The organism is Georgenia sp. TF02-10 (assembly GCF_022759505.1).
Taxonomy (GTDB): domain Bacteria; phylum Actinomycetota; class Actinomycetes; order Actinomycetales; family Actinomycetaceae; genus TF02-10.
On record NZ_CP094289.1, the window covers coordinates 2,162,001 to 2,175,608 of the forward strand.

Sequence of the window (13,608 nt, forward strand, 5' to 3'; positions counted from 1 at the left end):
AGCAGGGGTATAGAAGGAGCGGACTGTGAAGACAAAGGTGTATCGGGTGTGGGGGCTGACCTGCGAGGTGTGCCTGGCTCGGCTGCTGGAGCGGGTGCGCCACCTGGCCGGTTTGCGGACCGTCGCGCTCGATCTGGTCAGGGATGGCGAGTCGCGTCTGGCGCTCACCGCCAGCCCCGCCCTCCCGCCGCAGGTCGTCCGTGCCGCGGTCGAGGACGCCGGGTTCTCCCTGTCCGCCCCGGCTGCCGAGTCAGCAGCATCTACGGAGGTGTGAGTCATGAGTGTGCTTGACTGGTCAGTGATAGCCGGCGGTGTCGTGCTGACCGCGTTCTTGATGTGGTACTTCTTCGGCCCGAAGAAGTCCCGCCGCGCCGACGTCGCCGACGGCGTGCAGGAAGTGACGGTCACCGTCAGGGGCGGCTACAGCCCCGACCTCATCGAGGTCCAAGCCGGGATGCCGGTGCGGTTGCTGTTCGACCGGCAAGAAAGCGGGGACTGCTCCTCCCGGGTGATGTTCCCCGACTTCAAGATCAACCAGAGCCTGCCGGCCAACACCGTCACCGCGGTGGAGTTCACCCCCACCTCCGCCGGGGAGTACGGCTTCGCGTGCGCGATGAACATGCTCCAGGGCAGGGTGCGGGTCGTCGGTGAGCCGGGGACTGAAGCCGCCGGCGTAGGCACGGCGGTTGCCGTGGCCGAGCGGCCCGCCGCCCATGACCACCACGGTGCGCCGGCAAGCGAGCTCGGGCACGGGGAGCTGGTGGACGGTGTGCAGGTCGCCGAGGTGAGGATCCGCGGCGGCTACCATCCCCAGGTCCTGCGGCTGCCCCCGGTGTACCGGCACAGCTGGTCCTGGTCCGGCAGGAGAACGGGGCGTGCTCTGAGCGATTCACCATCCCGGCCCTCGACGTGGACGTGGCCGTGCCGGCCTTCGGCAGCACTGTCCTGGACGTTGCGGCCCTTCCCGAAGGACGGTATGAGTTCACCTGCGGGATGGGGATGCTGCACGGCGCCCTCGAGGTCGGTGACCCGCCCGGCACCGACACGGGCACGCACACCGGTTCCACCGGTCAGGACTCCCCGCCACCGGTGACGGTTTCACCGCCGGTGGCACCGGAGGAGGACGCCGAGGAGCGGGAGCGGGCCGCAGAGATCACCAACCTGCGCCGGCGGGTGCTGCTGGGGGCCGCGTTGAGCCTGCCGGTGGTGCTGGCGGTGATGGCGGTGGAGTTCTTCTCCGCTGCGTGGGTCCCGGACTTCCTGATGAACCCCTGGGTGCAGCTGGCACTGATCACCCCGGTGATGTTCTACACCGGCTGGCCCATCCACAAGACCGGGTGGCTGGCCCTGTCCCACCGCACCGCGGACATGAACTCCCTGATCACCCTCGGCACGATCGCCGCCTACGGCTACAGCCTGGTCGTCACGTTCGCCCCCGGGCTGCTCCCCGTGGAGACCCGGCAGGTCTACTACGAGGCCGTCGGGGTCATCATCACCCTCATCCTGCTGGGCCGGCTGTTGGAGACCAAGGCCAAGGCCGGCACCGGTGAAGCGATCCGGACCTTGATCGGTCTGCAGCCGCGCACCGCCCGGGTGGTGCGCGCCGGGCAGGAGCTGGAGATCCCCATCGACGAGGTCGGCGCCGGTGACGTGGTCGTGGTCCGTCCCGGGGAGAAGCTGCCGGTGGACGGGCAGGTGGTGGAGGGCACCTCCACGGTGGATGAGTCGATGGTCACCGGGGAGCCGATCCCGGTGACGAAGTCCCCCGGCGATGAGGTCATCGGCGCCACCATCAACCAGACCGGTTCCTTCCGGTACACCGCCACCAAGGTCGGTGCGGACACGATGCTGGCCCAGATCATCACCCTCGTGCGCCAGGCGCAGGGGTCCAAGGCCCCGATCCAGCGCATGGTGGACAAGGTCTCCAGCTACTTCGTGCCCGCGGTGATCGTCATCGCGATCTGGGCGTTCGTGGTCTGGGCCCTCGTGGGTCCCCCACCGGCACTCATCTTCGCGCTGGTCGCCGCTGTCTCCGTGCTCATCATCGCCTGCCCCTGCGCGCTGGGGCTGGCCACACCGCTGTCCATCACCGTGGGCACCGGCAAGGGAGCTACCGCCGGCATCCTCATCCGGTCGGCCGAGGCACTGGAGACCGCGCACAAGCTCGACACGGTGGTGCTGGACAAGACCGGCACGATCACCAAGGGGGCCCCGGCCCTGACCGACGTGCTGCCCGCCGAGGGCTTCACCGACATCGAGCTGCTCAGCCTCGTCGCGGCCGTGGAGCGCTCCTCCGAGCACCCGCTGGCCAGCGCCATCGTCGCCGGCGCCGAGGACCGCGGCCTGCAACTTCCCGAAGTGACCGCGTTCGACTCGGTCACCGGGCAGGGCGTGCGTGCCCTGGTCGAGGGCCGGGAGGTCCTCGTCGGTAACCGGCGCCTGCTGGGCAGTGTCGGGGTGCAGCCGCAGACCGACGCCGCGGACCGGCTGGCAGCGGACGGCAAGACCCCGATGTTCGCCGTCGTCGACGGGCGCTTCGCCGGGGTGATCGGCGTGGCCGACACACTCAAGGACGGGTCGGTGGCCGCCATCGCCGCCTTGCAGAAGCGTGGCATCGACGTGGTGATGATGACCGGGGACAACCGCGCCACCGCCGCGGCCATCGCCCGCCAGGTCGGCATCACCCGGGTGGTGGCCGAGGTCATGCCCGAGCACAAGGCCGCGGAGGTCAAGCGCCTGCAGGGCGAGGGCCGCGTGGTGGGCATGGTCGGTGACGGCATCAACGACGCCCCGGCCCTGGCCCAAGCCGACGTCGGCTCGGCGATCGGCACCGGCACCGACGTGGCGATCGAGTCCTCCGACATCACCTTGATCTCCGGGGCACTGTCCGGGCTGGTCACCGCGGTGGACCTGTCCCGGGCCACGATGCGCAACATCCGGCAGAACCTGGTCTTCGCGTTCATGTACAACGCGATCGGGATCCCGATCGCCGCCGGGGTGCTCTACCCCGCGCTCGGCCTGATGCTCAGCCCGATGATCGCCGCGGCCGCGATGGCCCTGTCCTCCCTGTCCGTGGTCGCCAACGCCAACCGGCTGCGCGCCTTCACCCCTCGGCCCATCCCCGAGGTCACCAACGCCCCCGCCACCGACCCGGTGGTGGAGGTCGGGCACGACGACGAACAAGGAACGGAGAACACCATGTCCCAGTCTCAGAAGGTCACCGACCCCGTGTGCCAGATGAGCATCGACCCGGCATCGGCCGCCGACAGCGCCGAGCACGAGGGCCAGACCTACCACTTCTGCTCCACCCACTGCGCGCAGACCTTCCGCGCAGACCCGGCCCGATACGCCACCTCGGTGGCTCCCTAACCCACACACCCCGTGGGCACCGGCACCACGCTGGTGCCCACGGAGATCCCGGAGGCGATCAGGATGACCACCGACCAGCACACACGGGCCCTGCTCATCCGGCTGCGCCGCATCGAGGGCCAGGTCCGCGGCATCGCCCGCATGGTCGAGGAGGACAAGTACTGCATCGACATCCTCACCCAGGTCTCGGCCGCCTCCCGGGCACTGCAGAGCGTGGCCCTGGCGCTGCTCGAGGAGCACATGGCCCACTGCCTGCTCCACGCCGCACAAGCCGGCGAGCTCCAGCAGGAGGCCAAGCTCAAGGAAGCCTCCGACGCCATCGCCCGCCTGGTCCGCAGCTGAAGGAGGAGGAAACCCCGTGGCCATCGACTACGACGCCCCACGCCCCCGCGAGGAGGAGGCGCCCGACACGACGCCGCTGGCCGCGCTAGTCGCGGCAGCACCGGCGCCCCCGGAGGAGACCGACGAGGCCGAGCTGGCCGAGCAGTATGAGCTGCCCGGCGCGGACCTGTCCGGTGAGGAGCTGACCGTGGCGGTAGTGCCACGACAGCAGGACGAGTTCCTCTGCGCCCGGTGCTTCCTCGTCCACCACCACAGCCAGCTGGCCTACCACGACGCCTGCCAGCCGGTGTGCAGCGAGTGCGCGTCCTGACCACGGGGCCATCGCGGGCACTGATGACAACAACGACACGAAGGAGAACTGAGATGAACGTTCAGGTAGCCATCAACGGATATGGCGTGATCGGTAAACGAGTGGCCGACGCGGTGCGGGCCATGCCCGACATGGACCTGGTGGGGGTGGCGGACGTGACCACCGACTGGCGCGTGCGTACCGCGACCGAGCGGGGCATCGCCGTCTTTGCCGCCACCGATGAGGCCGGTGCCGCCATGGTCCAGGCCGGCGTGCCGGTGGCCGGCACCCTGGCTGAGCTGCTGGCCCAGGCCGATGTCGTGGTGGACACCACCCCCAAGAAGGTCGCCGCCACCAATCTGGAGGTCTACCGCGCGGCCGGGGTCAAGGCCGTGTTCCAAGGCGGGGAGTCCCACGCCACCACCGGGCACTCCTTCGTCGCCCAGGCAAACTACGCCACCGCGCTCGGCCGGGACACCACCCGGGTGGTCTCCTGCAACACCACCAGCATCGTGCGCGTGCTCGGCGCCCTGCACGATGCCGGCCTGCTCGCCCGCGCGCGTGGGGTGCTGATCAGGCGGGCCACCGACCCGGCCCAGTCCCACCAGCGCGGGATCATGAACACCGTGGTCCCCGAGGGCTCCATCCCCTCCCACCAGGGCCCCGACGCCCGCACCGTGCGCCCGGAGCTGGACGTGGTCACCATGGCCGCCAAGGCCGCCCACACCCAGACCCACCCACAACCACTTCTGGACGCTGCAGCTGACCCGCCCGGCCAGCCGGGAAGAGGTCCTGGACGCCCTGCGGGCCGCACCCCGGATCGCGTTCATCCGCATGGCCGACGGCCTGACCGCGTTGAACACCACCGTCGAGCTCATGGGCGACCTGGGCCGGCCCCGCGGTGACATGTGGGAGGTCGCTGACCTGTGTCAGCGTCTTTGTCCGCTTTAGGCCGTGGGATCACACCACATCGGGGTCTCCTGGGTTGGGTTGATTCTTCCGGTGTGCTCGGTGGTAGGCAAGGCGCTGGCGGGCAGCGCGGGCCAGCCCCTCGCGCCGGGCCCGACGGATGGCTTCGCCGCGGCCCTCGTGCTCGTCCAGCGGGGTGACGTAGCCGATGCCCGAGTGCAGCCGCGAGCCGTTGTACTCGGAGCGGACGACGTCGAGCTCGGCGCGCAGGACAGCGGGGTCGGTGATTGCCAGCAGGTGGGGCCACTCGGTCTTCACCGTCCCGTTGAGGGACTCGATCCAGGCCTGGTCGGTCGGCGTTGAGGGCCGGCCGAAGTGCTGGGCGATGGCGACCATGGCCATGAACTTGCGGGTGTGCCCGGCGATCATCTGCGAGCCGTTGTCCGAGACCGCCAGCAGGATCGGGGTCAACTCATCCTCCCCGTCCAGCTCCAAGTTCCGACCTCGGTCCTCGGCCCGCTGCACCGCAAGGTCGAGCAAGCCCTCGGCGTCAAGAGCCTGCTCGAAGCCGAGCCGGACCTGGACGTGGGTCTCCTCGGCCGAGACCACGTGCGTGAGCCACTTGCGCGAGACCAGGTCCTCGATGATCAGCACCGCCATCCCGGCCGCGGTGAAGTGGGTCGTGTCGTAGATCCAGATCGAGTTTGGCCGGTAGGAGGCCCAGTCCGGGAACGGACGCCGCTGCCCACGCGTAGGGCGCGGTGGATGACGAAACCGCAGGTCATGATCGGTAAGCACACGTCGCACCGTCGATGGGGAAGCCCAGAACAGGTCCTCATAGGAGCCGCGGTGGGCCAGGCGCCGGTGGGAGAAGTCTCTCTCCCCGAAGGTCTCGAACGCCGCCAGGATCGCCTCGATCTCCACCGGCCTCAGGGCGTTGACCGAAGCCCCGGGACGAGCATCATCCAGACCAGCCTCGCTGTCCGCTCGGCGCCGCCAGCGACGCAGCCGGCGCTCCTGCAGGCCGAGCACCTCACACGCCCGGGCCGCGGGCCAGCCCTCGCCCTCGGCGTGCTCGACCAGGTCCAGCAGCACCTGCTTGGTACCGGCGTCGACCCGGACTGGGACGGGGGCGGTGGGCATCAAACCCGCCCCCCTTTTCCCTCCAGGAGGGTCAGCTTCACTGCCAGTTCCTTGACCGCCTCCGAGAGTCGGGCGATCTCGGCGTTGGCCTCCTCCAGCTCCACATCACGCACCGACTTGCCCGGCGTGCCGGGCTTGGAGGCCGCCAGCGCTGCCAACGCGCCGTCCTTGGCCACCTGCCGCAGCCGGATGATCGTGGAGCGGTCCACCCCGGCCGAGGTCGCCGCCTGACCGATCGTGGCCTCACCCCGCAGCAGCTGCAGCCAGATCTCATACTTCGCTGACGGCGACAGCACCGTCCTGCTCCGCCGCGTCCTCGCGGCACCGTTCGTACTCATCGCGCACCCTCCTACAGGCGTCACGAAGACCGTACCGATGTTGCTTGATTCCCCGGCTCAAACCGGACACGAACGCTGACTCAACACATCGCCGTGTGGGAAGACGTCCTGACCGTTGAGGGGGACGAGGCCTACCTGACCTACCAGGTCAACAACGAGGCCATCGTCATCCCCGAGACCATCGACGCGATCCGGGCACTGACACAGACCGCAGCCGACGGTGCCACGTCGATCGCGCTGACCGACGAGGTCCTGGGGATGCGCCGCGAGTTCCTCCCCCACCCCGTCCCCGTCCCCGCCGACTGACACCAGCCGGCGCCGGGCTCCACCCAGCACATCCCAACACGGCCGTGCGGCCGGGAAAGAGGCGATCATGACCAACTCGCACACCACGGTCCTGGAGGTCGGTGGCCTGCACTGGGCCACCTCCGAGCCCGTCATCGAGAAGACGCTGCTGGGCCGCCCCGGGGTGCTCGCCGTCCAGGCCAGCGCCGCCTCCCAGAGCGCGACCGTCACCTACGACCCGGACACGACGTCGGTGGCCCAGCTGGTGAGCTGGGTCAACGACTGCGGCTACCACTGCACCGGGCAGTCCGTGCCCGACCACGTGTGCCACCCGATGGCCGAAGCGGCCCCCGCCGACACCCACGACGCGCACGCCAGGCACGACGCCCACGAGGGCCATGGCGAGCACAGCAGCCACGTCGGGCACGAGGCGCACGCCGGGCACGCGGGCCACGGGGACGATGAGGAGGTGGACCGCTCCGCGCAGGCGGTGATGGGCCACGGCGGGCACCACGGCGGCGGATCGATGGAGGACATGGCCCGCGACATGCGCAACCGGTTCCTGGTCGCCCTGGTCCTGGCCATCCCCATCACGATCTGGTCCCCGCTCGGACGTGATGTCCTGGGGCTGGACCCGCCGCTGGCGTTCGGGCTGCGCGACGACGTCTTCACCCTGATCCTGTCGCTGCCGGTGGTCTTCTACTCGGCGTGGATCTTCTTTGACGGCGCCTACCGGGCACTGCGGGCCAAGACGCTGGACATGATGGTCCTGGTGGCGGTCGCCGTGGGCGCGGGGTGGCTCTACAGCCTGGTCGTCACCCTCACCGGCGGCGGGGAGGTCTTCTACGAGGCGGTCACCGTGCTGACCACCTTCGTGCTCCTGGGGCACTGGCTGGAGATGCGGGCCCGAGGTGGGGCGAACGACGCGGTCCGCACGTTGCTGCAGCTGGCCCCCTCCCAAGCCGTCGTGATCCGCGACGGCCAGCCGGTGGAGGTGCCGACGGCCGAGGTCGTCGTCGGTGACCTGCTGCTGGTGCGGCCCGGGTCGAAGATCCCGACCGACGCGGTGGTGGAGGAGGGTGAGTCCGAGGTCGATGAGTCGATGGTCACCGGGGAGTCCATGCCGGTGGCCAAGGCCCCCGGCGCGGAGGTGATCGGCGCGTCGATCAACACCACCGGAACCTTGCGGGCCCGGGCGACGAAAGTCGGGGCGGACACCGCGCTGGCGCAGATCGTCAAGATGGTCCAAGAGGCCCAGAACTCCAAGGCCCCCGGTCAGCGCCTGGCCGACCGGGCTGCGTTCTGGCTGGTGTTCGTCGCCCTCATCGGCGGCACCCTGACGTTCACCGTGTGGATGCTCGCCGGCGCCGGGGTGCCGACGGCGATGCTGTTCGCGATCACCGTGGTGGTCGTCACCTGCCCCGACGCCCTGGGATTGGCAACTCCGATGGCGATCATGGTCGGCACCGGGCTGGGCGCCCAGCGGGGCGTGCTGTTCAAGAACGCCACTGCCCTGGAGGGCACGGCGAAGATCGACACGGTGGTGATGGACAAGACCGGCACGCTGACCAAGGGCGAACCGGAGGTCACCGACGTCATCACGGCCGGCATGAGCGAGGAGGAGATGCTGGCCCTGGTCGCCGCCGTCGAGCGTGAGTCTGAGCATCCACTAGCCCGGGCCATCGACAGCCATGCCGCTGCGCGCGGCGTGCCGGTGCTCAGCGTGAGCGAGTTCCTCAACGTTCCAGGGCACGGCGCCACGGCCACGGTGGACGGTCGCCGGGTCCTGGCGGGCAACCTACGCCTCATGACCAGGGAGAACATCGACCTCGGCGACCTGGCCCAACGGCGCGACGAGCTGGCCGCCTCCGGGCGCACCGCGGTGCTGGTCGCCGTGGACGGCCGCGCGGTGGGTGTCATCGCGCTGGCCGACGCGGCCCGGGACACGGCCGCCGCGGCCGTCGCGGCCCTGCACGAGTCCGGGATCGAGGTCGCCATGCTCACCGGCGACAACGAGGCCACCGCCCGGCGCATCGCCGAACAGCTCGGCATCGACACGGTCATCGCCGAGGTCCTGCCCGGGGACAAGGCCCAGAAGATCACCGAGCTGCAGCAGGCCGGCAAGACGGTGGCGATGGTCGGGGACGGCGTCAACGACGCCCCGGCCCTCGCCAAGGCAGACATCGGCATCGCGATCGGGGCCGGGACGGACGTGGCGATCGAGACCGCGGACATCGTCCTGATGCGCTCCGACCCGTTGGACGTCTCCGTCGCGCTGCGCATCGGCAGGGGCACGGTGCGCAAGGAGCGCCAGAACCTGGCCTGGGCGATCGGCTACAACGCCATCGCACTGCCCATCGCGGCGGGGGTGTTCTACCCCGCCTTCGGTCTGATGCTGCGCCCGGAGATCGCGGCCCTGACAATGTCAGGTTCCACGGTCATCGTCACGCTCAACGCCCTGCTGCTCAAGCGGCTCCGGCTGCCCGCCCAGCAAACCCCGGGCGCGCCCCAGCGCGCGGTCCCGGAGCCGACCACACCGGTCCCGGCCGGGACCCGCTGACGGGGTTGGCGTGGACGTCCCTGCCGGCACCACCGCTGCGGCCGCTTCGGCGGCCGGAGCGGTGCCCCGGCGGCCCAAGCCGTTGCGGATGCTGTGGATCACCGCGGCCTGGGGGGCGTGCTTCGTCGTAATCCAGTGGGGCCTGCGCGACGCCCCGCTGCTGTGGTACGCCGCGCTGCGTGCCCTGGTGGCCGGCGTCGCCCTGCTGGCGCTGGGAGCCATCCAGCACCGCCCGTCCCCCCGCGGCGCACGTGCATGGGGCCTGGTCACGGTCCTCGGGCTGGTCAACGTCACCCTCGCCTTCGCCACCATGTTCGCCGGGGTCGCCGGCGGCGCGACGGGCACCGCCGCGGTGCTGGCCAACGCCCAGCCGCTGCTGATCCTCCTGCCGGCCTGGTGGCTCTACGGCGAGCGGCTCTCCCCCCGGACCGCTGCCGCCCTGGTCGTCGGCTTCGCCGGGCTCGTCCTGGTCGCGGTGCCCGGTGGCGGGGGCAGCGGCGCGACCCTGTCGCTGCTCTCGGCGGTGGCCGTGACCGCCGGTACGCTGCTGTCCCGCCGCCTGGCCGGGCTGGACCTGGTCACGGCCACCGGCTGGCACCTGCTCATCGGCGGGCTGGCCCTGGTGATCGTCGCCGCGGCCGCGGAGGGCGCGCCGGTGATCACCTGGACCCCCCGCTTCGTCGTGTCGCTGGCGTTCCTCGGGCTGGTGGGCACCGCGGCGACCACGGTGGCGTGGTTCGCCGAGGCCCGCCGCAGCCGCCTGGACACCCTGACCACCTGGACCTTCCTCACCCCCGTCCTGGGCATCGCGCTGGCCGCCGTCCTGCTGGGTGAGCGCCCGGGCGGGTGGACCGCCGCCGGGCTCCTCGCCGTCATGGTCGCCATGTGGATCACCTTGCGGTCACCACGCCGGACCACCACCCCAGCGCCGGCGACCGGGCCAACCGACGAGGGCTCCGCCCAGGACCCGGGGCCGGGCACGTCCCGCAGCCGCCGGATGGCCACCGCACCTGTCTTGCCGACCGAAGGAGAACCGTGACGCACGCGACGACCCACCCGAGCCCGTCCCCGGCGGCGCCTGCCCCCACCGGGGCGGTCCCCCCGCAGGAGGCGGTGATCTTCGACCTGGACGGGGTGGTGACCGACACCGCCACGCTGCACGCGCAGGCGTGGCGGCAGCTCTTCGCGGAGGTGCTCACCGACCCACGTGCGGGCGGACCGGGCGCCCACGCTCCGTTCGACGAGGTGAGCGACTACCGCCGCTACGTCGACGGACGCTCCCGCCAGGACGGGCTGGCCGCCTTCCTCACCGCCCGCGGGATCGACCTGCCCGCAGGAACACCGCAGGACCCTGCCGGGGCATGGACGGTGCACGGGCTGGCCACCCGGAAGAACGAGCTCTACCTCGACCTGCTCACCGAGGACGGCATCAAGGCCTTTCCCGGCACCGTGGACCTGCTTGACCGGCTGCGGGCCGGTGGGGTGCCGGTCGCGTTGGTCACCGCCAGCCGCAACACCAGCGAACTTCTGGGGGCCGCTGGCCTGGCCGAAGCCTTTGACGTGGTCGTGGACGGGGAGCGTGCCGCCGAGCTGGGCCTGCCCGGGAAGCCCGATCCGGCGATGTTCCTGAGGGCAGCCGCCGAGCTGGGCGTGGACCCGGCTCGGGTCGCGGTGGTGGAGGACGCCGTCGCCGGTGTCCAGGCGGCCCGCGCCGGCGGGTTCGGCCTGGTCGCGGGCGTGGCCCGGGGCGGGCAGCGGGTCGAGCTGGAGGCCGCCGGGGCCCACTTGGTGGTCGAGGACGTCGCCCAGCTGGACCTGGGTGCGCTGCGCGCCGACCCCTGGACGCTGGTCTATGCGGGGTTCGACCCCGCCCACGAGGGCCACCGTGAGGCGCTGACCACGCTGGGCAACGGCTATCTGGGCACCCGGGGCACGGCCCCGGAGCGTCCCGCCGACGGGGTGCACTATCCGGGCACTTACCTGGCCGGTGTCTACAACCGGCTCCTCTCCACGGTCCATGGCCGCCAGATGGAGGACGAGCACCTGGTCAACGCCCCCAACTGGCTGGTCCTGGACCTCGCCGCCGCGGACGCGCAGCCGTGGTGGTCCGCCGGCGGCCTCACCGTGTCCGGGGAGCGACGTGAGCTGGATCTGCGCCGTAGTGTGCTCACCCGCACCGCGATACTGACCGACCCGGCCGGGCGGCGGCTGCGGCTGCGGCAGCGGCGCCTGGTCTCCATGACCCGGCCGCACCTGGCGGCGCTGGAGACGACCGTGGTCCCCGACGGCTGGAGCGGGATCCTGCGGGTGCGCTCCGGCATCGACGCCGGGGTGGTCAACGCCAATGTCGCCGAGTACGCCGCGCTGGCCGACCGTCACCTGCGCACCACGGGCGCCGAGAACACCGGGCCGGGCACGCTGCTGGTGGAGGTGGAGACCGTCCAGAGCCAGGTCCGCATCGCCACCGCGACCCGCACCACCGTCAACGGAGTCACCCCGGAGGCAGACTTCGAGTCCGACAACGAGCTTCACTCCCTGGTGCTCGACGTGCCGGTCACAGACGGTCAACCGGTCACCATCGACAAGGTCGCTGCCGTGTACACCTCCAAGGACCCGGCGATCGCCTCGCCCCGGCTGGCGGCCCTGGGCGAGCTGGCCGCCGCCCCACCACGCTTCGACGGCCTCCTCGCCGGGCACACGGCGGCGTGGGAGCGGCTGTGGGACCGCTTGGGGATAGAACTGAAAGCCGACACCCAGACCCGGCTGGTGCTCAACCTGCACGTCTTCCACCTGCTCCAGACCCTGTCCACCCACACCGCCGAGCTGGACGCCGGCGTGCCCGCCCGCGGCCTGCACGGAGAGGGATACCGCGGGCACGTGTTCTGGGACGAGCTGTTCGTCCTGCCGGTGCTCACCACCCACCTGCCACAGGTCAGCCGCGGACTCCTGGACTACCGGTGGCGTCGCCTGGACGCGGCCCGCCGCGCCGCGGCACAGGCGGGACTGCCCGGGGCGATGTTCCCCTGGCAGTCCGGCAGCGACGGGCGGGAGGAAACCCCCGACATGCTGTTCAACACCCGCTCCGGACGGTGGATGCCGGACAACTCCCACCGCCAGCGCCACGTCGGCCTCGCCATCGCCTACAACGCCTGGGAGTACTACCAGGCCACCGGCGACCTCAGCTGGCTCACCCGGCGCGGCGCGGACCTGATCATCGAGGTCGCGCGGCTCTTCACCGCCCTGGCCACGCACGACCCCAGCACCGACCGCTTCCACATCAGCGGCGTGATGGGACCCGATGAGTACCACGACGGCTACCCCGACGCACCGGGCCAGGGCCTGGTCGACAACGCCTACACCAACGTCCTGACCGCATGGGTATGCCAGCGGGCACTGGACGTCCTCCAGGCCGTGGCCGGGCAGGAGTGCGACGACCTGCACGCCCGCCTCGACATCGCCCCCGAGGAGCCCACCACCTGGGAGCACCTCAGCCGGCGCCTGACCGTGCCGTTCCTCCCCGAGGGCCTCATCGCCCAGTTCGCCGGCTACGACGACCTCGCCGAGCTGGACTGGGACCACTACCGGCGCACCTACGCCAACATCGGGCGCCTGGACCTCATCCTGGAGGCCGAAGGCGACGCCACCAACCGGTACAAGCTCGCCAAACAGGCCGACGTCCTCATGCTCATCTACCTCCTGGGACCCGACGGACTGCTGAACATGCTCGAGCGCCTCGGCTACCCCACCACCCGCCAGACGCTGGCCCGGACCGTGGACTACTACCTCGCGCGCACCGCGCACGGCTCCACCCTCAGCCGAGTCGTGCACGCCTCGGTCCTGGCCCGCCTGGACCCCGCCCGCGGCTGGGCCACCTTCCGCGAGGCCCTGGCCGCGGACCTGGACGACACCCAGGGCGGCACCACCCAAGAGGGCATCCACCTCGGCGCCATGGCCGGCACCATCGACATCCTCATTCGGTCCTTCGCCGGCCTACACACCCGGGACCCCACCGTTGTCCTGGACCCCGCACTACCGGCCGGGCTGCCCGCCATGCGCTTCCGCGTCCAGCACCGCAGCCAACGCCTCCACATCACCCTCGACGAGACCACCCTCACCGTCACCGCCGAGCCGTGCGCGGCCAACCCACACATCCGCCTGCGAGTCGGGGAGCACGAAGCCGCCCTACCAGCCGGCACCACCCGGCGCTTCTGTGCGGACCCGGGCGTCGTAGTGACTGGGCTGTTCGGCCTATGTGAATAGCTCTGGCGTTGTCTGGCCGGGGCGTGGACGGCCTCGATCGCCATCGACACCACCCCGGGGCCGAGCCGCGTGATGCCTCCACCGACGCGCGATGGCTCATGTCGCCTCAGCGG

At 71.1% G+C, this 13,608-nt stretch carries 11 protein-coding genes and 2 pseudogenes; 11 read left to right on the plus strand and 2 right to left on the minus strand.

Annotated elements, in window-relative coordinates; translation table 11 throughout:
- The first annotated feature begins 25 nt into the window (after positions 1 to 25).
- The 7 genes and pseudogenes from MF406_RS09730 (at position 26) to MF406_RS09760 (ending at position 4,905) form a co-directional block, all read left to right on the plus strand.
- Positions 26 to 274 (plus strand): heavy-metal-associated domain-containing protein, encoded by a 249-nt coding sequence (locus MF406_RS09730; protein WP_242892516.1) that lies wholly within the window; start codon positions 26 to 28, stop codon positions 272 to 274.
- A gap of 60 nt (positions 275 to 334) precedes the next feature.
- Positions 335 to 625, plus strand: a pseudogene (locus tag MF406_RS09735) (cupredoxin domain-containing protein); the annotation flags it as partial.
- A gap of 227 nt (positions 626 to 852) precedes the next feature.
- Positions 853 to 957, plus strand: a pseudogene (locus MF406_RS09740) (hypothetical protein); the annotation flags it as partial.
- 36 nt (positions 958 to 993) lie between these two features.
- The gene (locus MF406_RS09745; protein WP_242892519.1) at positions 994 to 3,369 is read left to right on the plus strand and encodes a heavy metal translocating P-type ATPase; all 2,376 of its coding nucleotides are present in this window, start codon (positions 994 to 996) and stop codon (positions 3,367 to 3,369) included.
- Between the two features lie 63 nt (positions 3,370 to 3,432).
- On the plus strand, positions 3,433 to 3,711 hold the full coding sequence (locus MF406_RS09750) for a metal-sensitive transcriptional regulator (protein WP_242897755.1): 279 nt from the start codon (positions 3,433 to 3,435) through the stop codon (positions 3,709 to 3,711).
- 16 nt (positions 3,712 to 3,727) lie between these two features.
- A complete protein-coding gene (locus MF406_RS09755; RefSeq protein ID WP_242892521.1) occupies positions 3,728 to 4,021 on the plus strand; it encodes a DUF4193 domain-containing protein in 294 nt (97 codons plus the stop codon).
- Positions 4,022 to 4,074: 53 nt separating this feature from the next.
- Positions 4,075 to 4,905 (plus strand): type II glyceraldehyde-3-phosphate dehydrogenase, encoded by an 831-nt coding sequence (locus MF406_RS09760; protein ID WP_242892524.1) that lies wholly within the window; start codon positions 4,075 to 4,077, stop codon positions 4,903 to 4,905.
- Positions 4,906 to 4,960: 55 nt separating this feature from the next.
- Here MF406_RS09760 and MF406_RS09765 read toward each other — a convergent pair whose 3' ends face one another.
- Positions 4,961 to 6,052, minus strand: coding sequence for an integrase core domain-containing protein (locus MF406_RS09765; RefSeq protein WP_242892526.1), 1,092 nt, complete (start codon positions 6,050 to 6,052; stop codon positions 4,961 to 4,963).
- On the minus strand, positions 6,052 to 6,348 hold the full coding sequence (locus tag MF406_RS09770; protein WP_242892566.1) for a hypothetical protein: 297 nt from the start codon (positions 6,346 to 6,348) through the stop codon (positions 6,052 to 6,054). The genes MF406_RS09765 and MF406_RS09770 overlap by 1 nt, the downstream gene beginning before the upstream one ends.
- A gap of 135 nt (positions 6,349 to 6,483) precedes the next feature.
- Here MF406_RS09770 and MF406_RS09775 point away from each other — a divergent pair, with 135 nt between their 5' ends.
- From MF406_RS09775 to MF406_RS09790, 4 genes are all read left to right on the plus strand, one after another.
- Positions 6,484 to 6,696: a hypothetical protein gene (locus MF406_RS09775; RefSeq protein ID WP_242892567.1), complete on the plus strand. Its 213-nt coding sequence runs from the start codon at positions 6,484 to 6,486 to the stop codon at positions 6,694 to 6,696.
- Between the two features lie 67 nt (positions 6,697 to 6,763).
- Positions 6,764 to 9,235, plus strand: a complete 2,472-nt coding sequence (locus MF406_RS09780) for a cation-translocating P-type ATPase (protein WP_242892570.1) — start codon at positions 6,764 to 6,766, stop codon at positions 9,233 to 9,235.
- A gap of 88 nt (positions 9,236 to 9,323) precedes the next feature.
- Positions 9,324 to 10,274, plus strand: coding sequence for a DMT family transporter (locus tag MF406_RS09785; protein WP_242892572.1), 951 nt, complete (start codon positions 9,324 to 9,326; stop codon positions 10,272 to 10,274).
- Positions 10,271 to 13,495 carry a beta-phosphoglucomutase family hydrolase gene (locus MF406_RS09790; protein WP_242892575.1) on the plus strand — a complete coding sequence of 1,075 codons (3,225 nt, stop codon included), beginning with the start codon at positions 10,271 to 10,273 and terminating at the stop codon, positions 13,493 to 13,495. Before MF406_RS09785 ends, MF406_RS09790 begins: the two co-directional genes overlap by 4 nt.
- Positions 13,496 to 13,608: the final 113 nt, after the last annotated feature.

What these genes read in the sequence shown, in the direction of transcription:
- MF406_RS09745 (WP_242892519.1), top strand. Translation starts at nt 994, where the DNA reads ATGGGGATGCTGCACGGCGCCCTCGAGGTCGGTGACCCGCCCGGCACC.
- MF406_RS09750 (WP_242897755.1), top strand. Translation starts at nt 3,433, where the DNA reads ATGACCACCGACCAGCACACACGGGCCCTGCTCATCCGGCTGCGCCGC.
- MF406_RS09760 (WP_242892524.1), top strand. Translation starts at nt 4,075, where the DNA reads ATGAACGTTCAGGTAGCCATCAACGGATATGGCGTGATCGGTAAACGA.
- MF406_RS09765 (WP_242892526.1), bottom strand. Translation starts at nt 6,052, where the DNA reads ATGCCCACCGCCCCCGTCCCAGTCCGGGTCGACGCCGGTACCAAGCAG.
- MF406_RS09780 (WP_242892570.1), top strand. Translation starts at nt 6,764, where the DNA reads ATGACCAACTCGCACACCACGGTCCTGGAGGTCGGTGGCCTGCACTGG.
- MF406_RS09785 (WP_242892572.1), top strand. Translation starts at nt 9,324, where the DNA reads ATGCTGTGGATCACCGCGGCCTGGGGGGCGTGCTTCGTCGTAATCCAG.